This window comes from Streptomyces sp. NPDC091412 (assembly GCF_044756885.1).
Classification (GTDB): domain Bacteria; phylum Actinomycetota; class Actinomycetes; order Streptomycetales; family Streptomycetaceae; genus Streptomyces.
The window spans coordinates 702,442-722,533 of the sequence record NZ_JBIVTV010000004.1 but is presented as its reverse complement, the minus strand read 5'-3'; the positions used below and the strand labels follow the sequence as shown (position 1 = coordinate 722,533).

Genomic DNA, 20,092 nt, shown 5'->3' with positions numbered 1-20,092 from the left:
GTCCGCGGTTCACGGGGGTGACGGGGGGAGTTCTCGGTGCTGGAGAGTGTGGCGAGGGTGGGGTCACTCATCGGCACTCCATGGATCTACGTCATGGTGGCCGCGTCCGTACTGCTGGATGTGTTCCTGCCGGTCCTGCCCAGCGGCGTGCTGATAGTGACGGCCGCCACGGCGGCGGCCGCGGGCACCGGCGCGGCGACCGGTCACGTCCCGCAGAACGTGCCCGACATCCTGGCCCTGACCCTCTGCGCGGCGACGGCGTCCGTACTGGGTGACCTCGTCGCCTACCGTCTGGCCCGGCGGGGCGGCGAGCGCCTGGACCGCGCGATCTCCCGCTCCCGGCGGCTGAGCAGGGCGCAGGAACGGCTCGGCGCGGCCCTGTCCCGGGGCGGCGGCGGCGCGCTGGTGGTCCTCGCCCGCTTCGCCCCGGCCGGCCGCTCGGTGGTCTCCTTCAGCGCCGGCGCGGCACACCGCCGGGTCCGGGAGTTCCTGCCCTGGTCCGCGCTGGCGGGCCTGTCCTGGGCCACCTACAGCGTGGCCCTCGGCTACTTCGGCACCCGCTGGCTGGGCGCCGCCTGGCTGGCGACCTGCGTGTCGGTGGCGGCGCTCTTCGCGGCGGGCGCGGGAGCGGCGTACCTGATGCGTCGCCCGCTGAAGCCGGCCGAGGCGTCGTAGGCAAGTCCGGCGACGGACGCCGCACCCGGCGCTCACCGTCACCCGCCACTCGGCCCCGCCCGGCCGTCACCCGGCCCTGGACGCCGCCCGCCCCCGCACTTCCAGCCCCGCCAGCAGCTCCTGCGTGGCCTGCGCGATCACGTCGACCGCCCGGTCGAAGACCTCCTGGTTGTGCGCGGCAGGCGCCCGGAACCCCGAGACCTTCCGCACGTACTGCAACGCGGCCGCACGGATCTCCTCCTCGGTCGCCTCCTCGGGCAACACGGGCGGGCGCAGTGTCTTGATGCTCCGGCACATGCCCCCAGTGTCAGCACGCCCCGCGCCCACCGCGCAAGCACCCCGCCGCACCATCCTCGGGCGGCGACCCGACCGAGGGCCGGCATCCATCAGTGCGGCACGCCCAGCAGCGCCGGCGTTCCACGCGCGGGTGTTCACGGTGTTCTCCACGGCCGGGACGGTACGGGCCGTGCCCCGGCCCCGACATCCGCGTTGCTACGTGAGAGCCCCTGCTCGAAAGCCGCTCCCGCCACCCGGAGCGAAGTCGAACACATGAACCCCCCGCATTGCGGTCGCGGGCCAAATTCGAACAGGCGTAGCATTGCGGCGTGCCTACGCGCTATGACTTCCCGAGTGACCTCCTCGCCGGTCAGGAGGAGCTGCACCAGGTACGGGCCGAGCTGTCGGCCCTGCTCAAGCGGCTGCCCTGGTCGGTCGAGCCGCTGGACGGGTTCAGCGACGACGGCGGCTGGCGCAAGGTGGAGCGGCCGGCCTCACCGGGCTGGACACCGGACGAGCAGGCCGCGGTCGAAAAGCTCCGCCGCCGCGAGCACGAACTCGCGGTGTTCGTCAGCACCCACCGCTACTGGTCGGAACTGCCCGGCCCGGACGGCGTCAGCGCCCGCAGCCACCTGAAACACACCCACGAGCCCCCGGAAATCGAGGACGGGAGCCCGCCCTCGACCGCCTGACCCACGCCTCGCTCCTGGCAGCGCCACGGGACGCCGAGGGCCGGGCAACGAGTTTGCGGGACAGCTCCCCCGGCAAGGTAGGCTGTCCATTCGTCCGGGTGCGTAGCTCAGGGGTAGAGCGCCTGCCTTACAAGCAGGATGTCGGCGGTTCGAAACCGTCCGCGCCCACCGGTTGCAGCACGACCAAGGCCCAGGTCCACGGGTGACACCCCGGAGACCTGGGCCTTCGTCGTGTCAACGGATCGGCGCTGCGGGGGTTTACCCCACCCTCCGTCCGGTAGCCCGCCGGATTCTCCGTGGCGGAGGTTCTTTCTACGGTCTTCACAGAGCCGTGGGGGCTCGTCGTCCGTCGTCAGGGGGAGATCGTCATGTCCCGTTCCGTGCCCGCTCGTGTCGCCGCCGTCGCCGGTGTCGTCGTGGTCCTGGTCGCCACGGCCACGGCCTGCGGGGGCTCCGCCGAGGACGACACCAGCCCCGAGCGGCACTCCTTCGCCCTGCGCGGAGACACCCTGACCGTGGACTCGGACGACTCGGCGCTGGAGATCGTCGCCGCCGGTTCGGCGAAGCCGGGGACCGTGGAGGTCACCCGCTGGTTCCGCGGGTCCGTGCTGGTCGGGAACGATCCGCGGGTGACCTGGTCCATGAAGGACGACCGGCTGGTGCTGCGGATGAAGTGCTCGGGGTTCGTCGCCGACTGCTCGGCCAAGCACCGGATCGAGGTCCCGCGCGGGATCGCCGTGAAGGTCGAGGACGGCGACGGCAGCGTGCGGGCGCGCGGTTTCAAGGACGCGCTGAGCATCCGTACCGGCGACGGATCCGTGCACGTCACCGACTCCACCGGGCCCCTGGAGCTGCGCTCCGGCGACGGGACCGTACGGGCGGAGGTCTCCTCCCGCCGGGTGCGGGCCACCACCGGCGACGGCTCGGTCCGCCTCGAACTGGCCATCGTGCCGGACCGGGTGGAGACGCGTTCCGGGGACGGCTCCATCAGCGTGGTGCTGCCGCACGCCGCGTACCGGGTGACGACGAAGACCGGCGACGGCTCGGTGGACGTCTCCGTGCCCCGGAACGACGCCAGCTCCCACGTGGTGTCCGCGACCACCGGCGACGGAAGGATCACAGTTCGTACGGCTGACTGACCGGCCCGTGTGTTCGTCCGCCGCGAATGGGAGAATGACCGCACGCATGGCGGACCACAGCACGGGAGAGGGATGTGACGGCGACACCGGCGACCCCCGCACAGCCGCACTCGCCGTATGCACGGCCCCGGCCTCGGAGCGCCTGTCCGAGCCCGGCGCGCACCTCGGCCGCCCGTGACGTCCGTGACGTCCGTGACGTCCTCGTACTGATGGGCCTGCCGGTGCTCGCCCTGCTCGCGCTGCCGGCCGCCTTCGCGGGCGGCGGCACCCGGCGCTGGTTCGGCGGGCGGGCCGAGACCCAGCGGGCCGAGGCGCAGGCCGCCAAGGACGCCGCCGCGGCCGCCTTCTACGAGCTGGACAGCGCACAGCGCGACCTGCGGATCTCGATCGAGACGATCACGGCCGTCGACGACTCCCCGGACGCCCGCCGCGCGGTCGCCGCCTTCGAGGCGCTGGGACGGCGCATCGACGAGGTCAGTCAGCGTTACATCCAGGCCGTCGACGCCCAGGACCTGGACCGTGACGACCTGGAGGCCTCCGTGGCCTCCCGGGCGCGCGTCGACCTGACCGCCGCCAAGGACGAACTGCTGGGCGTCAAAAGGGAGCTGGACCGTTTCGGCAGTGGCCTCGGTCCGCTGCTCGGCAAGGCGGAGACCCAACTGGCGCGGGTGGCGCCCTCCGTGGAGCGGGCCCGGCAGGCCCTGAGCGCCGCCGCCGGCGCACTCGACGACGTCCGCGGCTCCGGGCTCAGGGCGGACGACCTGGCCGCCCGGCTCGCCGCCCTCTCCCCCGAGCTGACCAGGCTCAACCAGGGCGCGGGACAGCACGGCGTGCAGCCGACGCTGGAGCGCGCCGAGCGGGTGGCGCGGGAGGCGGAGGCGATCCGGGCGGACGCGGTGCGGCTGCCGGAGCAGGCCGCCGAGATCGATCACCGGCTGGTGTCGCTGCGCACCCGGGCGCAGGCGCTGAGTACGCGCGCCGGGCAGGTGGAGCCGGTGCTCAGCGAGCTGCGGCGGCGGTTCACGGTCGCCTGCTGGCAGGACCTGCAACAGGTGCCGGAGCAGGCCGCCGGGAGTGTGCGGGAGGCGGAGGCGAAGCTGCGGGAGGCGCAGTCCGCGCGGGACGCCCAGCGCTGGCCGGACGCGACGGCGCTGCTGTCGACGGTACGGGCGCTGCTGAACACCACCGACGAGGCGGTGTCGGCCGCCGGGGACCGGCTGCGGCGGCTGAATTCGGTGCAGAAGGACCCGCAGGCGGAGGTCGAGCGGACCCGGTTCGCGATCCGGGACGCGCAGCGGCTGGCCATGTCGGGCCGTACGACGCCGGATCCGCGGCACGCCCGCCCGCTGGACGACGCGGTGGGCCGGCTGGAGCGGGCGGTGGCCACGCTGGAGGGCCGCCATCCCGACTACTGGCACTTCCTGACGGAGACCGAGGCGGTCCGGCAGACGGTGGCCGCGGTGGTGTCCCGGATCCGCGAGGAGCGGGGAGCCGGCCACTGACGGCCCGCCCCCCGCTCCCGGAAGGCACCGCTCAGGTCCGGTAGGCGTAGTAGTACGCGTCCGGGTAGGAGGCGATGATGCTCGCCACCGACCTGTTGTAGGTGTTGGTGGAGTGGTACGACAGGTACGGCACGCCCTGCGCGGTGCGGGACGTGACGATCATGGAGTGGTCCTTGGACCCGTCCCGGTTGAAGTCCACCTGGAGCACGTCGCCGATGTCCATCTGGTAGACGTTGGCGAGGCTGGTGACCCGCTTGGAGGACAGGGCGAACCAGGAGAACTCGTTGACGCCGACGAACGAGTCCGACTGGATCTCGGAGTTCCCGAACCACTTGTGGAAGTCGTACGTGTAGCCGGGTTCGTGCTTCCAGCCGCCCGCCTTGAGGGACTGGCTGACGAAGTTGGTGCAGTCGCCACCGGCTCCCGCCCCGTTGAAGTCGGGGTAGTCGGGGTTGTAGTTGTTCCAGTACTTCGTCGCGTACGCCGCCATGGCCTTGTAGTCGTAGGCGCCGCCGGAGAGGTTCTTCGGCGCGGCGGGCGGCTTCGTGGTGATGGCCGCGCGGGGGGCCGACGGCGGGTTGCCGTCGGCGGCGACGCTGGGGGCCGTGCTGGAGGCAGCCGGGGCCGCGGTGGTCGGAGCCGCGGTGGTCGGGGCCTGGGTGGTCGGAGCCGGGGTGGGCGCCTTGGTCGAGGCCTTCGCGGTCGGTGCCGTGGTCGACGGCTTCGCGGTCGGAGGCGTGACCACGGGCGGTGCGGCGATCTGGTTGACGGCGACGCCGTCGTCCGTGTCGCGGATGCGCGTCAGCTGCCAGTTGCCCTGCTGGTCGGCCCTGAACGTCAGCTCGTGGTGGGCCTGGAAGCCGGTGGTCTTCGGCTCGTTGCCGCGGACCTTCCGGTACGTCAGGGTCGTGGTCTCGGTGACGGCGACCTTGGCGTCGCGGCCCTTCACCTGGGTGGCGTCCAGCGACACGCTGGTCTTGGCGGCGCTGTACTTCTCACCCAGCTTCGCGAGCCGCGCCTTGCGGCCGCGCAGTTGGTCCAGGGCGGAGGTCTCCTCGCGCGACTGCGTGCCGGACAGGCGGACCTTGCCGGAGAAGCCGGACGTCAGCCGGTGGTGGCGTCCCCTGCTTCCCGGGGCGTCGTCCACCAGGGCCTGGGTGCGGTCGGTGAAGACCGCGTCGGCCAGCTTCTGGAAGGTGGCCCTGGTGGCCGCGTCCACCGTCGGGTCGTCGGTGACCGCCGCGCCCGCGCTCCAGTTGGGCACCAGCGCCACGCCGGCGACGACCGAGGCGGCCGCCGCCGAGACTATGGTGGCGCGACGCCGTTTACGGCTTAATTTTCTTGATTTCAATGGTGTTCCCCTCTACGCCGGTAGACCTACCGGGCGACGGCATCTTCGCATGCGGTGTGGAGCTGCTGTGGAGCGGGGGCCACAAGCGGAACTCCTCAGTCCCACACGTCAGTTGACCACCGACGACCAGTCGGGGGACTGGGCCGGGTCCAGGGCGCGCAGCCGTTGCAGCGTCTCCGGCTTCTGGACGTCCAGCCAGTCGGCGAGCTCCCGGAACGAGACGCACTTGACGTCCTTCTTGGTGCAGATGTTCTTGACGACCTGGTCGATGGCCTTCATGTAGATGCCGCCGTTCCAGTCCTCGAAGTGGTTGCCGACGAACAGGGGCGCCCGGCTGCCGTAGTAGACGCGGTTGAATCCGGCCATGTAGGAGTCGACGGTCTGCTGCTCCCACTGCGGGAAGTTGGCCGGATCGCCCTGGGTCTCACCGTTGGACTGGTTGTAGAGGAAGTTGAAGTCCATCGACAGGCCCTGGTACTTGCCGTCCTCGTAGGGGAGCATCTGGAGCGGGAAGTCCCAGATGCCCTCCTTCTTCGACGGCCAGATCTGGAAGTCGCCGGGCGAACTGGCGTCGTAGCGCCAGCCGTAGTCCTTGATGGCCTTCAGCAGGTTGGGCTGCCCCTCCAGGCAGGGCGCGCGTCCGCCGGTGATCTCCTTCCTGAAGTCGAAGGGCAGCGGCGGGACGTCGGTGAGGCCGCTGTTGGTCTTCCACTTCTCCGCGAAGGAGTAGAACTGGTCGATCTCGCTCTTCCACTCCTTGACGCTCCAGTCGCCGCCGCCCTTGGCGCCGCAGAAGTGGCCGTTGAAGTGGGTGCCGATCTCATTGCCGTCCTCGTACGCCGCGCCGAGCTGCTCCAGGGTGGTGCGGATGTGGTCCACGGTGGCGTAGTCGATGGCGGCGGCGCCCGCCGAGTGCTGCGGCGGGTGGTAGAGGTCCTTCTTGGCCTTGGGCAGCAGGTAGATGCCCGTGAGGAAGAAGGTCATGTGGGCGTCGTACTCCCTGGCCAGCTCGCGGTAGTGCGAGAACAGGCGGTCGTCGCCCTCCAGGGCGCCGTCCCAGGAGAAGACCACGAACTGCGGCGGTTTCTCGCCGGGTTTGAGCGGCTTCGGCTTCCACTCGGCCTTCTGCGGGCCGGTGTAGGAGGTGGAGCCGTCGCCGAGCACCCGGACCTTCCCGTCCCACTCGGGCTCCTCGGCCGCCCCGGACGGGGAACCGGCGTCCTTGGGGCCGTCCTTGGGGCCTTCCTCGGGGCCGGCCTTGGCATCCGCTTTCTTGGATCCGGCGGACGCGGTCGGCGTGGTCGAGTCGGCACGGGTCAGCGTCAGGAACCCCGCCACCACGGAGGCGACGACCAGCAGGGCGGCCAGGGTCAGGAACTCGGGGCGGGTGGCGCGGCGGGGCGCACGGGCCTTGCGCCGACGGCCGGTTGACTTCATGGGGGGCTCAATCTGCGAGGGGGGGTGGTGGGGGGTGGGTGCGGCCGGGCCGCCGGGTTCAGCCGAGTGGGTTCATGGCACCGGCCCAGATCCCGTAGGGAACGCCGTCGGCCGGGCTGCCGGCGACTCCTTCCAGCGGCAGCGGTTCGAGGCTCTTGGCCAGGTCCATGCGGTAGACGACGACCGCCGTGGACACCGACTCAACCGTGCCCGCGTACCAGGCGGCGGTGTCGTCCTCGGTGGTGCCGGCCTTGCCCGCGACCGGCGCCGTGCCGGACGCCGCGCCCGGGTGGGCGGTGCGGAAGGAGTCGCCGAGCGCCTCGGTGACCGCCTCGGCCACGCCCCGGCCGAACGCGCGCCGTGTGGCCGGGGTGTCCAGCCGGACGGAGGAGCCGTTGCGGGTGATGCGCCGCACCGAGTACGGCTCGGTGTGCGTGCCCTTGGCGGCGAAGGTGGCGTAGCCGCTGGCCATCCGGATCGCGCTCGGGGTGGAGCTGCCCAGGGACAGCGCCGGCACCTGCGGGCCCATGCTGGAGGGCAGCAGTCCGGCCGCCTGGGCGGTCTGCTTGACCCGGTCCAGCCCGGTGTCCATGCCGAGTTGCATGAACGGCGTGTTCACGGAGTTCGCGAGCGCCTGGTGCAGGCTGATCCGCCCCCAGGACTTCTTGTCGTCGTTGTGGGCGGACACCTTCTTTCCGCTGCGGTCCCAGTAGGGGCCCTCGGGGGTGGTGACGGGCACGTCGTCGTCGCCGTCGTAGAGGGTCTGGGGGGTGACCTGCTCCCTGGGGACGTCACGCCGCTTGGTGACGCCGTGCTCGAGTCCGGCCGCGTAGACGAACGGCAGGAAGGCCGAACCGGCGGGGACGGTGGAGGCGTTGGACTCGTTGTAGCCCTGGGTGCGGTGGTCGGGGCCGCCGTAGACGGCGAGGATGCGGCCGTCGGCGGCCACGGAGGCGGCGCCGTAGTGCACGGTCGCGGCCGGGCCGGGGCTGGTCTTCCGCGCCTTCTTGCGGGCCTTGGTGACCTCGTCGGTCAGTGTGCTCTCCCGCTTGCGGTCGAAGGTGGTGTAGATCTGGTAGCCGCCCAGGTCGAACTGCTGGTCGGTGATGTGCGCGGTCTTCCTGGCGTACTGCGAGGCCAGTTCGACCAGGTAGTCGCTCTGCTGACCGGTGTCGTAGAGCGGGTTGCGCTTGAGCGGCTCGGGGAACGTGCGGAACTTGGCGCGTTCGGCCCGCGACAGCTTGCCGATCTTGACCATGCGGTCGAGGGTCCAGGTCCAGCGCTCCACGGCCCGGCTGTGGTTGGCCGGGCTCAGGGTGGGGTCGTAGAGCCCGGCGCCCTTGAGCAGGGAGGCGAGGAAGGCGGCCTCGCTGGCGTCGAGGTCGCCGACGTCCTTGCCGTAGTAGGCCTGGGCGGCGCGCTGGATGCCGTAGGTGCCGCGGCCGAACCAGCTGGTGTTGAGGTAGCCCTCGAGGATCTTGTCCTTGCTCATCCGGTTGTCCAGCTTGAGCGCGATCATCGCCTCGGTGAACTTGCGGCTGACGGACTGGTCCTGGGAGAGGTAGACGTTCTTGACGTACTGCTGGGTGATGGTGGAGCCGCCCTGGGTGTCGCCCTTGCCGACGGTGCGCCACAGGGCCCGGCCGATGCCCGTGAAGGAGATGCCGGGGTCGCTGTAGAAGCTCTCGTTCTCGGCCGCGAGGACCGCCCAGCGGACGTCCTCGGGTATGTCCTTCAGCGGCATCGCCTGGCGCTGCACCCAGCCGGTACGGGCCATGGGGGTGCCGTCGGACCAGAAGTAGACGTTGTCCTGCTGGGTGGCGTAGGTGTTCAGGTTCCGCGGAATGTCGGTCGCGGCGTAGGCGATGGTCAGGAGGACGGTGCTCAGGCCCAGGGCCGAGAGGGTGGCGCCGAGCCACTGCTTCCAGGAGGGCAGCCAGCGCCGCCAGCCGGTGCGGCCGGGGCGCGGGTAGACCGGTTTCAGTTTCCGTGCGTACGGCGCGGCCACCGCGACGAGGGGGGCGAGGCGCCGGGTCAGGGCCGGGGGGAGCGTGGGGCCGTTGCGCGGCTTGCGGCGGTCGGCGCGCCGCCGGGGCGGACCGTCGGGCGGGTCGGGCGGGTCGGGCGGGTCGGGCGGTTCGGGCTGCGTCTGTAAGGCGCGTAACTGCATCGTCTCGTGCGGCTGCGCGCTCGTGTGCCGGCTGCGGAGGGCGTCGACCTTCAGCTGCATGGTCTCGTCCGCCCGGCGCAGCGCGTCGACCTTGAGCTGGATCGTTTCCTCCGCACGCACCGACCGGTCGGTCCGCGACGGGTCCGGTGGTCCGTCCTCGGCGCGGCTCCCGCCGGTCCGGCGGTCCTCCTCCGGAAGGCCGTCCCCCCGCCCTGCCTCCGTCACTACTGCGTCCTCCTCCGCACTTTCGTCTTGCTCGCGCGGGTCGACACAGTCACCGCAACTGCGGCTGCCCTCCCCCTTGTTCGCAGCCGCCACGCGGCCCTCGCGGCGCTACAAAATTATCAGCCGTCTTTTCAATTTCTCCGCACAAGAACTGGACAGAAACCAAGACATAAGAAACACGAAGGGCTGTGCGTCCGGTCACGCCCGTTAATCTGGGCACATGCCTCGCTACGAGTACCGCTGCCGGAGCTGCGGCGACACCTTCGAACTGAGTCGTCCCATGGCGGAGTCGTCCGCCCCGGCGAGCTGCCCCGCCGGGCACGACGACACGGTCAAGCTGCTGTCCACGGTCGCGGTGGGCGGCTCGGCGGCCACCCCGGCACCCGCGCCGCGGTCCGGCTCGGGCGGCGGCGGGTGCTGCGGCGGAGGCTGCTGCGGCTGACGCTCCTACCGGCTGCCGCGGCTGACGTTCCTACCGGGGCGCCCGGGCCGCCCTGAGGAACTCCCGCACGATCCGCTCGCCGGCGAGCACCCCGCGCTCGGGCAGGGCGGCGATGCCGGGTGCCGTCCAGCCGGTGTCGGCCAGTTCGCCGTGTCCGGGCCGCCAGCCGCGGTCCACGGCGTGCAGCAGGTCGGCGTCCAGCAGCGAGTCGCCGGCGCCGAGGACGAGGTCGGCGCCGGTGCGGCGGGCCACCTCGCGCACGGCGGCGCTCTTGGTCAGCGGCTTGGGGACGGCGTAGAGCTTGCGGCCCTGCAACGAGACCGTCCAGCCCCGGCCGGCCGCCCACGCGGCCAGCTCCTTCACCCACTCCTCGGGCAGCAGCTCGCGCTCCACCACGAGGTAGGCGAACAGATCCTCGGCGACGCGGTGCTTGCGCACCCAGGCCGGGTCGGCGGTGCGCAGCAGGTGCTCCTGGACCTCCGCGAGCGACGCGCACTCGTCGGCCAGCCGCGCGAGGACCCGCCGGTGCCAGTCGCCGTCCGACACGCCGTCCACCAGCAGATGGCCGCCGTTGGCGCAGACGGCGTACGTCGGGGCCGGGCCCGGCAGGTTGATGCGCAGGTACTGCTTGCGGGTGCGGGTCGTGGCGGGCACGAACACCGCCGCGTCGGCGAGATCGGTGAGCAGCTGGGCCGCCGTCTCGGTCAGGTACGACAGCGGCCTGCTCTCGTGCACCTCCACGCACAGCAGCCTGGGTGCCCGCGCGTCCGGCATGGTCAGCGCCAGGGCGGCGGAGGAGTAGATGAGCGTACGGTCGAGATCGCTCGCCACCAGGACCGGCATCAGAGGGTCACCGCCCTGCCGTCGGCCCCGGTCGCCCCGCGCGTGTACCGGGGGTGGATCAACCCCACGCAGCTGTACGGCAGTTCGTCCACCTCCTCGACCGGGACCCCGCGCTGCGCGGCCAGCAGCCGTACGTGGTCCAGGTCGGCGCCGGCGCCGGCCCGCGCCAGGATCTTCCACGGCACCCGGCGCAGCAGCACGCGGGTGGTCTCGCCGACGCCGGGCTTGACCAGGTTCACGTCGTGGATGCCGTACTCCTCGCTGATGCGCTCGACCGCCGCCCAGCCCTCCCAGGTGGGGGTGCGGTCGGTGGACAGCAGTTCCTTGGCGGCGGTGTCGACGCTGTCGGCGACCTCGGGGAAGCACTGGGAGACGGCGCCGAGGAAGACGTTCGACACGTCGGCGCCGGCCAGTTCGCGGTAGAACTTCGCGCCGTGGAAGTCGTGCGGGCCGACCAGGTCCGCGCGCAGCACGGTCCGCGAGATCAGGCCGGACACGGTGGAGTTGAGGCAGGCGGAGGGTATGAGGAAGTCCTCCCGGGTGCCGTACGTCCGCACGCACGAACCGGGGTCGGCCAGCACCGCGATCTCCGGGTCGAACCCGGTGATCCCTTCGCGCTCCTCGAACTCCCTGATCGCCCGCGTCAGTTCGCGGGTGATGGCGCCCTTGCCGGTCCAGCCGTCGACGAAGACGACGTCGCGGGGGTCGTGGTGGGCGGCCAGCCAGCGCAGCGCGTTGGTGTCGATGCCGCGGCCGCGCACGATCGACACCGCGTAGTGCGGCAGGTCCCGGCCGTGCCGGAACCGGGCCCAGCGCCGCATCAGTACGCCGACGGGTGTCCCGGCGCGGGCCAGCGAGACGAGCACGGGGCCGGCGCCCGAGGTCTCCTCCGCCCCGGCCGGGTTCCTCCGGCGCAGGGGGAGTTCGGCGAGGATCGTCTCGGTGACCACGCCCACGGCCCGGGCGATCCGCGCGGCGGAGGCCGTCAGGGCCGTGTGGAACAGCTCCTGGTACTGCTCGCTGGGCTGGTACTCCACCGGCAGCGACTCGGCGTAGTGGGCGCCGCCGCTCTGGATCGCCTCCTCGCGCTCCTCCGTCGGCGCCTCCAGCGTCGCGTCCGAGAGGTCCTGGAGCAGCCAGCCGACCTCGTCGGGCGCGTACGAGGAGAAGGCGGGGCCGCGGAGGGGCTCGGGCAGCATCGGGGACCTTTCGGGGGCGTGCGGGGGCACGGGGTGGTACGAGGGCACGACCGCGAGCAGGACGTGCGGGGTGTGCGCGGCGAGCCGGGCCAGCAGGCCGGTGGGCGCGTGCAGTTCGGGGGTGTCGGCGGCGGAGTCGACGACGGCGACCACGGCGTCGAAGCCGCCGCCGGCGACGTTGTAGGCGTAGCGCTCGCCGGGGCCGTCGGCCGGGTCGTCGTGCGCCGGGAAGACCAGCCGGGTGCGGATCGCGTAACCGGGGTCGTCCACGGCCAGCACGGGCGAGCGGGTGGTGGTGGAGTACCGCACCTCGGCCTCCACGACCTGCTCCACCTCCCGCGCCAGCCGCAGCGGCGCGTACATCAGCTCCTCGCAGCCGAGCACCAGCACCTGCCGCGCGTCCCGGGGCAACGCCTCGGCGATCCGGGCGGCCATGGCGGGCAGCGCCCACTCCAGCCGGTCCCGGTGCACCGGCGTGAACCCGTGCCGCCCCCCGTCCGGCACCCCCCGGGGCCAGCGCAACTCGACCCGCCGGACCCGCCCGGCCCCCCGCTGCCCCGGAACGACGGACGCCTCACACACGGCAGTGCCCTCCGCCCCCGCCGAAGCACCGGCCGGGGGTGGTACCTGCGCCGTGCGGAACGCGGCCGGTTGGGCTGCCTCGTGGTGTGCGACGAGGTCCTGGCCCCTCTCCAGGACGTCCGCGGGGAGGCGGACCGTGCCGGAGGCGGTGGTCACCAGGGACACCTGGGCGTCGATCCGGTCGGCGAACTGCCGCAGGCGGTCCGCGTCGGACGGGGTCCGCATGTCGACCAGCGCGACCACGACGTACCGCTTGCGCGGATAGCGGGCGTGCAGGTCGCGGATGGTGTTCAGGACCGTGTTGCCGGTGGAGAACTCGTCGTCCACCAGGACCAGCGGGCCGTCGGAGGCCAGCAGGGCGGGGTTCTCGGGCAGCAGGAGGTGGGAGGTGGCGTGCGAGTGGGACTCCTCGAAGCCGCCGGCCGGGGCGACGCCGGGGACCGGGCGGCGTGTGGAGTGCAGGTACGGCGCGGTGCCGAGGCCGTCCGCGACCGCGTGGCCGAGGCCCGTCGCGGTCTCCGCGTAGCCCAGGACGACCGCCCGGCCGCACTGGTCGGCGCCCAGCAGGTCGCGGACCCGGCGGCCCAGGGCGAACCCGTGGCCGTACACGACCGAGGGCGACTGCGGCACGTGCTTGCCGAGCACGTTGGACACGAGCAGGTGCGCCCGCTTGGGGTTGCGGCGCAGCGCGAGACCCAGCAGGCCCGTCAGCCGGTCGTCGCCCACGAGTTCGACCCCGAGTCGCTCGGCGACCCAGGTGCCGGACCAGAGCCCGTCGTTCACTGGCTTGTTCATGCCTTCCTTGTGTGCCCTCGGCGGTGATGCGGTGCGGTCAGTCGGAGACCGCGGCGGCCAGCAGTTCCACGAAGCCGACGTCCTCCCGCGCGACACCGAAGACCTCGGCGCGCAGCAGGGTCCGCTCGGCCCAGGCGCGGTGCGGCTTCACTTCGTTCATCTTGTTCGTGTACGCCGACCTCAGGACGCCCCCGCCGCCGCGCTCGGGCCGCAGGATGTCCGCCGCGTCGCTGAACTCCTCGTGGCTGACCACCGACAGCGCGTGCACGGGCAGGACGTGGGAGGGGTGGATGCAGGTCTTGCCGAGCAGCCCGTTGGCCTGGTCCAGGGAGATCTCCCGCAGCAGCCCGTCCATCGCGTGCTCGATCAGCTTCTCGCGAAGCTCGACGGCCTGCACCTCCATGAAGGGGCTCTGCCGCAACTGTGGCTTGAACATGCGCTCCTGCACCCGGAAGTACTCCCACACCGGCCCGGTCACCGTGAACCCGGTGCCGTCGGCGCGCCCCAGCATGTTCACCACGTCGGCGATCACGGAGGCGACGACCTGGAGGTCGTAGGCGGTCATGTCGGGGGCCCTGCGCAGCCCGTACGAGGAGCAGAAGTCCGTCACGCCGAGGCGCAGCGCGAGCACCCGGTCGCGGTACTTGTCGACCGCGCGGAAGATCCCCTCCAGGGTCTCCACCCGCGACTCCCGGTAGAGCAGCTCGGGCGATTCGAGGACCGGCATGGCGAACAGCCGCCGTCCGCTCCCCGCCTCGGCGGCCTGCACCGCCTCCAGGAACGGAATGCCCCGCTCCGCGGTGAACTTCGGCAGCACGAACCCGGACAGCAGCCGCACCGCGGGCCCGAGGCGCCGCACCAGGTCGGGGATCTGCTCGGGGACGCGGACCCGGATGAACAGCAGCGGGAGCTCCACGGAGCCGGACGCCCGCTCGAGCGCGGCCAGTTCGGCGAACTGCCGGACCAGGTTCTCCTCGCCGTGTTCCACCTCGGCGTCGTCGATCGAGTCCTCCAGGCACAGCACCATCGAGACCACACCACGCCCCGCCTGCTTGACGATGTCGTCGGCGAGCCGCGGCCGGGTGGCCGGGCTGTAGAGCGTGGCGCCCAGGGCCGCGGAGAGCGTCCGCGCCGGGGAGCCGGCGGTGAACTCGCACGGCTCCTGATGGAACAGGCGCTGCCGCACCTCGGTGGCGAGGTGCCCGAAATGACGCATGAAGCTCCCCCCGTGGCGCATCGAGCGGCCTGCGAAGACTGTCAAAAGGTGGCCGGTAATAGTACGTACGAATCCATGTCCGAGGTTCCCGTGGGGCATGAATTTCAGGTAACCCGGCCGTGTCCATGCCCCGCGTTGTCGTGACCAGGACGGAGAAGGCAGGATGACCGCATGACGCACGCGATGCTGAAAGGGTCGAACGTCCCACTGGACGTCACCACGGTACGGGCCGTGGTGCGCTGGACGCCCGGGCAGGGCATCCCGGACGTCGACGCCTCCGCGCTGGTCCTGGGTCCCGGCGGCCGTGTGCGCTCCGACGAGGACTTCGTCTTCTACAACCAGCCGCGGCATCCGTCCGGGAAGGTCTGGCGGCTGGGCAAGAAGCGGGTCGCCGACGGCCTGACGGACACGGTCCAGACGGATCTCGCCGGGCTGGACCCGGACGTGCTCCGGATCCTGCTGGTCGCCTCGGCGGACGGCGTCGCCTTCGACGTCGTCCAGGGGCTGCGCATCCTGCTGTACGACGCGACGGCCGCCGATGAGGAGCCGCTGGCCTACTTCGACATCAAACCGGAGACCGGCCAGGAGACCGCGCTGATCTGCGGTGAGCTGTACCGGCGGGGCGACGGCTGGAAGTTCCGCGCGCTCGGCGAGGGCTATTCGAACGGCCTGAAGGGCCTCGCCACGGACTTCGGCATCTCGGTGGACGAGTCGGAGGAGGCGCAGGGCTCGCAGGGCGCGGGCGCCGCTCCGGCCGCGCAGCCGCTGCCGCCGGAGCAGCCCGTGCAGGTGCCCTCGGCGGCTCAGCCGGCCTACGGGTATCCGCAGCCGGTGTACGGCTACCCGCAGCAGCCGGTGGCGGCCACGGCCCCGTCCGGGTACGGGTATCCCCCGCCGGTGGCGGCCGCGCCCGACCCGGAGTTCCGGCTGCCGCCGCAGGGGCCGCAGTTCATCGGGCGGTAGGCGGTACGGCCGGGGGACGCCCGGCTCGCGCTACCGGTCCGCCTTGGACTTGTAGCCCCGCCCCCACTGGAGGCCCCAGCCGTACAGGCGGTCCAGTTCCGACTGGAAGCCGTAGACGAACTTGACCTCGCGGCGGACGACCAGTTCACCCTTGACGTTCTCGATCAGGACCACCGCGCACGAGCGTGCCTGCGGGTGGCGTTCGTCGAGGCCGATCTCGATGCGCGGGCCGTTGCTCGGATACATCGTGACGATCGCGTGGGTGCGGTCGAAGGCGGGTGTCTGGTCGTAGATGTAGACGAAGACCAGCAGCCGTTTGATCTCGTCCCGGTGGTCGAGGTTGATGTACATGGTCTCGCCGGACGCGGACCCGAACCGGTCGTCGCCGCTGAGCTTGACGTACGGCGGTGCGTTCACGTCGCCGAGGAAGCCGCCGAGGGGCTGTACGACGCCCTTGGTGCCGTCGGACAGCTCGTACATGCAGCCGAGGTCGAGGTCGACGTTGACCATGCTCTGGCTGTGCCCTTGCACCTCCGGCGGCTTGAGCGCCTTGAACGGGTGCCGCAGCAGGCTCTGCCGGGCCGGACCGTCGAAGTCCGAGGTGCGCATCCGCCAGGTCAGGTTGACGCGCAGATGCCCGGTGGCCGCGCCCTGCTTGGTCAGCGACACCTGATGGTGCCGCTTGGTCAGCTCGATCGCGTTGGACGAGGCGCTGCCCGAGTCGAAGTCGGCCGCGCGTCCTCCCAGCAGACCGTCGAAGAAGCCCATGTCCCTTTCCGCCCCCAGTTCACCGCACACCGGACCCATGCGACGGGGCGGCCCCGAAGGACCGGTTCGACCCGGTCCTCGTCGGCCGCCCCGCACAAGAGCGTTCCCTCACCCGGAGGGCTGTCACACCCCTGAGGAGACCTCGCTCTGCGCGTCCGCCCCCGCGGCGCTCGTCTCGGCCGCCGCCAGGGCGCGGTTGCGGCGCACCGAGGACCAGAAGGACCAGGCGATGAGGACCACGCCGACCAGGCCGGTGATCACCTCGTTGATCTCGTACTGGATGGTGACCATGAGGATCACGGCCAGCGCGCCGATCGCGTAGTGCGCGCCGTGCTCCAGGTAGACGTAGTCGTCGAGGGTGCCCTGGCGGACCAGGTAGACCGTGAGCGAACGGACGTACATGGCACCGATGCCGAGGCCGAGGGCCATCAGGACGATGTCGTTGGTGATGGCGAAGGCGCCGATCACGCCGTCGAAGGAGAAGGACGCGTCGAGCACCTCGAGGTAGAGGAACATGAAGAACGCGGCCTTGCCGGCCAGGGCGACCGCCGAGCGCTTCTTGCCGGTGCGCGCGGCCTCTTCCTCCTCCTCGTGCTCGCGTTCCTCCTCTTCCTCGAGCTTGTCCTCGAAGTAGCCGGACAGTCCGCCGACGACCATGTACGTGATCAGACCGGCGATGCCGGCGATCAGCACCGTCTGCGCCTTGTCGATGTGCGCGCCGCCATGCTGGTGGGCGTTGGCGGCGAAGGTGAAGGAGGTGACGAGCAGCACGGCCAGGGCGATGCAGACCGACAGCATGTCGATCTTGCCGAGCTTGGCGAGCGGCCGCTCGATCCAGTGCAGCCACTTGATGTCCCGGTCCTCGAAGATGAAGTCCAGGAAGATCATCAGCAGGAACATGCCACCGAACGCGGCGATCGCCGGGTGGGCGTCCGTGACCAGCTGCTGGTAGCGGTCCTTGTTGTTGAGCGCGAGGTCGACGGCCTCGATGGGGCCCATCTTGGCGGTGATGGCGACGATGACGACGGGGAAGACCAGCCGCATGCCGAAGACCGCGATGAGCACACCGACCGTGAGGAAGATCTTCTGCCAGAAGGCGTTCATCTTCTTCAGGATTCCGGCGTTGACGACCGCGTTGTCGAAGGACAGCGAGATCTCGAGGATGGACAGGATCGCCACGATCCCGAAGGCGGTCCACCCCCCGTACAAGACCGCCGCGGCCAGGCCGAGCGCGGTGACCGCGAACGACCAGCCGAATGTTTTCAGAAGCACTGGCTACCCAATCCGTATCCGGTACGGGTCTCCCCCGCGCCGCACATGCCTTTACGAAACGTTGACCCCGAAGTCTAGAGCGATCCCGCGCAGTCCCGACGCGTACCCCTGGCCCACGGCACGGAACTTCCATTCGCCGTGGTAGCGGTAGAGCTCGCCGAAGATCATGGCGGTTTCGGTGCTGGCGTCCTCGCTCAGGTCGTAGCGGGCGAGTTCCGCGCCGTCCGCCTGGTTGACCACGCGGATGAAGGCGTTGGAGACCTGGCCGAAAGTCTGGCCGCGCTCGTCGGCCATGTGGATGGAGACCGGGAAGACGATCTTCTCGCACTGCGCCGGCACCCTGGTGAGGTCCACCAGGATCGTCTCGTCGTCGCCCTCGCCCTCACCGGTGAGGTTGTCACCGGTGTGCTCCACCGAGCCGTCCGGGCTCGTGAGCTGGTTGTAGAACACGAACCAGTCGTCGCCCAGCACCCGGTTGGCGCCGCTGCACAGCAACGCGCTGGCGTCGAGGTCGAAGGGGGCTCCGGTGGTGGAGCGCTCCTCCCAGCCGAGTCCGACCATGACGTTGGTCAGGTTCGGTGCGGCTTTGGAGAGGGAGACATTGCCTCCCTTGGCGAGCGTGACGCCCATGATGCTGGTCCTCCCCGAGGTGGTGCCTGTGTGGTTGTCCTGCGCGTCCGGCGCCGCGCTGAAACGCGCGGCGCCGGACGGGTCGGGATTGGTGCGAAGCCGTGCAGACCTGGACTCAGACGTTCACGCCGAAGTCCTGCGCGATACCGCGCAGGCCCGACGCGTAGCCCTGGCCGATGGCGCGGAACTTCCACTCCGCGCCGTGGCGGTACAGCTCGCCGAAGACCATGGCCGTCTCGGTGGAGGCGTCCTCGCTGAGGTCGTACCGTGCGATCTCCTGGCCGCCGGCCTGGTTCACCACGCGGATGTAGGCGTTGCGCACCTGTCCGAAGGACTGCTGGCGGTTCTCGGCGTCGTAGATCGAGACCGGGAAGACGATCTTGTCGACGTCGGCCGGGACGCCGGCCAGGTTGACCTTGATCGTCTCGTCGTCGCCCTCGCCCTCACCGGTGAGGTTGTCACCGGTGTGCTCCACCGAGCCGTCCGGGCTCTTGAGGTTGTTGAAGAAGACGAAGTGCTGGTCGCTGACCACCTTGCCGGAGTTGTTCAGCAGCAGCGCGCTGGCGTCGAGGTCGAAGTCGCTGCCGGTCGTGGTGCGGGCGTCCCAGCCCAGGCCGACGAGGACCGCGGTCAGGCCCGGGGCCTCCTTCGTCAGCGATACGTTGCCGCCCTTGCTGAGGCTGACTCCCACGAGTCCTCCATTGGTGTCCGGGGGCGGAAGCCCCGTCGTGCATCGGATATGGGATCAACGACTCGATCCTAGTGACGGGTTCCCGCGCCACGCAGGCCCTGGAGCCGAAGAATCACAGGTGTCGGGGACACCGGGTCACAGGGTGTCGAGCGCCTTCACGTAGTCGTTGAGGTCGCGCGCGTCCGGCAGGCCGTTGACCACGGTCCAGCGCACGACGCCCTCCTTGTCGATGATGAAGGTGCCGCGCACCGCGCAGCCCTTGCCCTCGTCGAAGACGCCGTAGGCGCGCGAAGTGTTGCCGTGCGGCCAGAAATCGCTCAGCAGCGGGTACTCCAGGCCCTCCTGCTCGCCGAAGACGCGCAGGGTGTGGATGGAGTCGTTGGAGACGGCGAGCAGCTGGGTGTCGTCGTTGACGAACTTCGGCAGGTTGTCGCGCAGGGCGCACAGCTCGCCGGTGCACACACCGGTGAAGGCGAACGGGTAGAAGAGCAGCACCACGTTCTTCTCGCCGCGGAAGTCGGACAGCTTCACGGTTTGGCCGTGGTTGTCCTTGAGTTCGAAGTCGGGCGCCTTGTCGCCGACCTGGATCGCCATCGTCCTGCTTCCCTTCGGTGGGACTGTTCGGGTGATACCACCCTACGCAGTGATCACCGCAAGCCAACGGACGGGCCGACACGAGTCGGCCCGTCCGGGGTCCTGGGACGAGGTGGAGCTACTTCTTGGACTTGGCTGCCTTGGGCGTCGCGAGGCGGCTGCCGCTCCAGTCCTTGCCGACGCTGACGCTCTTGCTCGCCGACAGACCCGCCGTGGTCGCGGCTTCCGAGATGTCGCTCGGCTCCACGTAGCCCGAACGGCCCGTCTTCGGTGTCAGGAGCAGGATCGCGCCACCCTCTTCGATGTACGTGGTGGCGTCCACCAGCGCATCCGTCAGGTCGCCGTCGTCGTCGCGGAACCACAGCACCACGGCGTCGGCCACGTCGTCGTAGTCCTCGTCCACGAGCTCGCTGCCGCTCGTTTCCTCGATGGCCTCGCGGAGGTCCTGGTCGACGTCGTCGTCGTAGCCGATCTCCTGGACCACCTGCCCGGGCTGGAATCCCAGCCTGGCGGCCGGGTTAGTCCGCTCCTCCGCGTGGTCCGCGGTCGCGCTCACGGGTTGCCTCCTGATGATGTTGCGATTTAGGTCTTCAGCCACGCGCGTGCGCGAAGCATTGGCCGTAGTCCACA

At 70.9% G+C, this 20,092-nt stretch carries 19 protein-coding genes and 1 tRNA gene; 7 read left to right on the top strand and 13 right to left on the bottom strand.

Going from position 1 to position 20,092, the window contains the following annotated elements:
• The first annotated feature begins 36 nt into the window (after positions 1 to 36).
• Positions 37 to 675, top strand: a complete 639-nt coding sequence (locus ACIQMV_RS14495; RefSeq protein WP_141361287.1) for a DedA family protein — start codon at positions 37 to 39, stop codon at positions 673 to 675.
• Between the two features lie 66 nt (positions 676 to 741).
• Here ACIQMV_RS14495 and ACIQMV_RS14490 read toward each other — a convergent pair whose 3' ends face one another.
• Positions 742 to 972: a DUF2277 domain-containing protein gene (locus ACIQMV_RS14490; RefSeq protein WP_398224246.1), complete on the bottom strand. Its 231-nt coding sequence runs from the start codon at positions 970 to 972 to the stop codon at positions 742 to 744.
• A 308-nt stretch (positions 973 to 1,280) separates the two neighbouring features.
• On the opposite strand from ACIQMV_RS14490, the gene ACIQMV_RS14485 reads away from it, so the two are divergent.
• The 4 genes from ACIQMV_RS14485 (at position 1,281) to ACIQMV_RS14470 (ending at position 4,284) form a co-directional block, all read left to right on the top strand.
• Entirely contained in the window at positions 1,281 to 1,643 is a 363-nt protein-coding gene (locus tag ACIQMV_RS14485) for a hypothetical protein (RefSeq protein ID WP_402592874.1), read from the top strand.
• Between the two features lie 96 nt (positions 1,644 to 1,739).
• Positions 1,740 to 1,811, top strand: a tRNA-Val gene (locus ACIQMV_RS14480).
• A 200-nt stretch (positions 1,812 to 2,011) separates the two neighbouring features.
• A complete protein-coding gene (locus ACIQMV_RS14475) occupies positions 2,012 to 2,782 on the top strand; it encodes a DUF4097 family beta strand repeat-containing protein (RefSeq protein ID WP_402592873.1) in 771 nt (256 codons plus the stop codon).
• Positions 2,783 to 2,856: 74 nt separating this feature from the next.
• Complete coding sequence (locus ACIQMV_RS14470; protein ID WP_402592872.1) at positions 2,857 to 4,284, top strand: hypothetical protein; 1,428 nt, start codon at positions 2,857 to 2,859, stop codon at positions 4,282 to 4,284.
• A gap of 31 nt (positions 4,285 to 4,315) precedes the next feature.
• On the opposite strand, the gene ACIQMV_RS14465 is transcribed toward ACIQMV_RS14470, so the two are convergent.
• The 3 genes from ACIQMV_RS14465 to ACIQMV_RS14455 all read right to left on the bottom strand — a co-directional run bounded on the left by ACIQMV_RS14465 (position 4,316) and on the right by ACIQMV_RS14455 (position 9,302).
• A complete protein-coding gene (locus ACIQMV_RS14465) occupies positions 4,316 to 5,557 on the bottom strand; it encodes an amidase domain-containing protein (protein ID WP_402592871.1) in 1,242 nt (413 codons plus the stop codon).
• A 186-nt stretch (positions 5,558 to 5,743) separates the two neighbouring features.
• On the bottom strand, positions 5,744 to 7,072 hold the full coding sequence (locus ACIQMV_RS14460; RefSeq protein ID WP_402592870.1) for a hypothetical protein: 1,329 nt from the start codon (positions 7,070 to 7,072) through the stop codon (positions 5,744 to 5,746).
• A gap of 58 nt (positions 7,073 to 7,130) precedes the next feature.
• Positions 7,131 to 9,302, bottom strand: a complete 2,172-nt coding sequence (locus ACIQMV_RS14455) for a transglycosylase domain-containing protein (RefSeq protein ID WP_402592921.1) — start codon at positions 9,300 to 9,302, stop codon at positions 7,131 to 7,133.
• A gap of 385 nt (positions 9,303 to 9,687) precedes the next feature.
• On the opposite strand from ACIQMV_RS14455, the gene ACIQMV_RS14450 reads away from it, so the two are divergent.
• On the top strand, positions 9,688 to 9,909 hold the full coding sequence (locus tag ACIQMV_RS14450; RefSeq protein ID WP_402592869.1) for a zinc ribbon domain-containing protein: 222 nt from the start codon (positions 9,688 to 9,690) through the stop codon (positions 9,907 to 9,909).
• 30 nt (positions 9,910 to 9,939) lie between these two features.
• Here the strand turns inward: ACIQMV_RS14450 and ACIQMV_RS14445 are convergent, their stop codons facing one another.
• Genes ACIQMV_RS14445 through ACIQMV_RS14435 form a run of 3 tightly spaced genes read right to left on the bottom strand, consistent with a single transcriptional unit; the run spans position 9,940 to position 14,544 of the window.
• Complete coding sequence (locus tag ACIQMV_RS14445) at positions 9,940 to 10,752, bottom strand: HAD family hydrolase (protein WP_402592868.1); 813 nt, start codon at positions 10,750 to 10,752, stop codon at positions 9,940 to 9,942.
• Positions 10,752 to 13,328, bottom strand: a complete 2,577-nt coding sequence (locus ACIQMV_RS14440; protein ID WP_402592867.1) for a phosphoribosyltransferase — start codon at positions 13,326 to 13,328, stop codon at positions 10,752 to 10,754. Before ACIQMV_RS14440 ends, ACIQMV_RS14445 begins: the two co-directional genes overlap by 1 nt.
• Positions 13,329 to 13,365: 37 nt before the next feature.
• Positions 13,366 to 14,544, bottom strand: a complete 1,179-nt coding sequence (locus ACIQMV_RS14435; protein ID WP_141361268.1) for an HpcH/HpaI aldolase/citrate lyase family protein — start codon at positions 14,542 to 14,544, stop codon at positions 13,366 to 13,368.
• Between the two features lie 171 nt (positions 14,545 to 14,715).
• Here ACIQMV_RS14435 and ACIQMV_RS14430 point away from each other — a divergent pair, with 171 nt between their 5' ends.
• Positions 14,716 to 15,507, top strand: a complete 792-nt coding sequence (locus ACIQMV_RS14430) for a TerD family protein (RefSeq protein ID WP_401771268.1) — start codon at positions 14,716 to 14,718, stop codon at positions 15,505 to 15,507.
• 30 nt (positions 15,508 to 15,537) lie between these two features.
• Here ACIQMV_RS14430 and ACIQMV_RS14425 read toward each other — a convergent pair whose 3' ends face one another.
• The 6 genes from ACIQMV_RS14425 to ACIQMV_RS14400 all read right to left on the bottom strand — a co-directional run bounded on the left by ACIQMV_RS14425 (position 15,538) and on the right by ACIQMV_RS14400 (position 20,018).
• Positions 15,538 to 16,275: a Tellurium resistance gene (locus tag ACIQMV_RS14425; protein ID WP_141361264.1), complete on the bottom strand. Its 738-nt coding sequence runs from the start codon at positions 16,273 to 16,275 to the stop codon at positions 15,538 to 15,540.
• A gap of 123 nt (positions 16,276 to 16,398) precedes the next feature.
• Positions 16,399 to 17,547: a DUF475 domain-containing protein gene (locus ACIQMV_RS14420; protein ID WP_402592866.1), complete on the bottom strand. Its 1,149-nt coding sequence runs from the start codon at positions 17,545 to 17,547 to the stop codon at positions 16,399 to 16,401.
• 51 nt (positions 17,548 to 17,598) lie between these two features.
• Positions 17,599 to 18,177: a TerD family protein gene (locus ACIQMV_RS14415; RefSeq protein ID WP_141361260.1), complete on the bottom strand. Its 579-nt coding sequence runs from the start codon at positions 18,175 to 18,177 to the stop codon at positions 17,599 to 17,601.
• 115 nt (positions 18,178 to 18,292) lie between these two features.
• Positions 18,293 to 18,868 carry a TerD family protein gene (locus tag ACIQMV_RS14410; protein ID WP_100567001.1) on the bottom strand — a complete coding sequence of 192 codons (576 nt, stop codon included), beginning with the start codon at positions 18,866 to 18,868 and terminating at the stop codon, positions 18,293 to 18,295.
• 135 nt (positions 18,869 to 19,003) lie between these two features.
• Complete coding sequence (locus tag ACIQMV_RS14405; protein WP_402592865.1) at positions 19,004 to 19,462, bottom strand: peroxiredoxin; 459 nt, start codon at positions 19,460 to 19,462, stop codon at positions 19,004 to 19,006.
• 118 nt (positions 19,463 to 19,580) lie between these two features.
• Positions 19,581 to 20,018 (bottom strand): DUF3052 domain-containing protein, encoded by a 438-nt coding sequence (locus ACIQMV_RS14400; RefSeq protein ID WP_172632979.1) that lies wholly within the window; start codon positions 20,016 to 20,018, stop codon positions 19,581 to 19,583.
• Positions 20,019 to 20,092 lie beyond the last annotated feature (74 nt).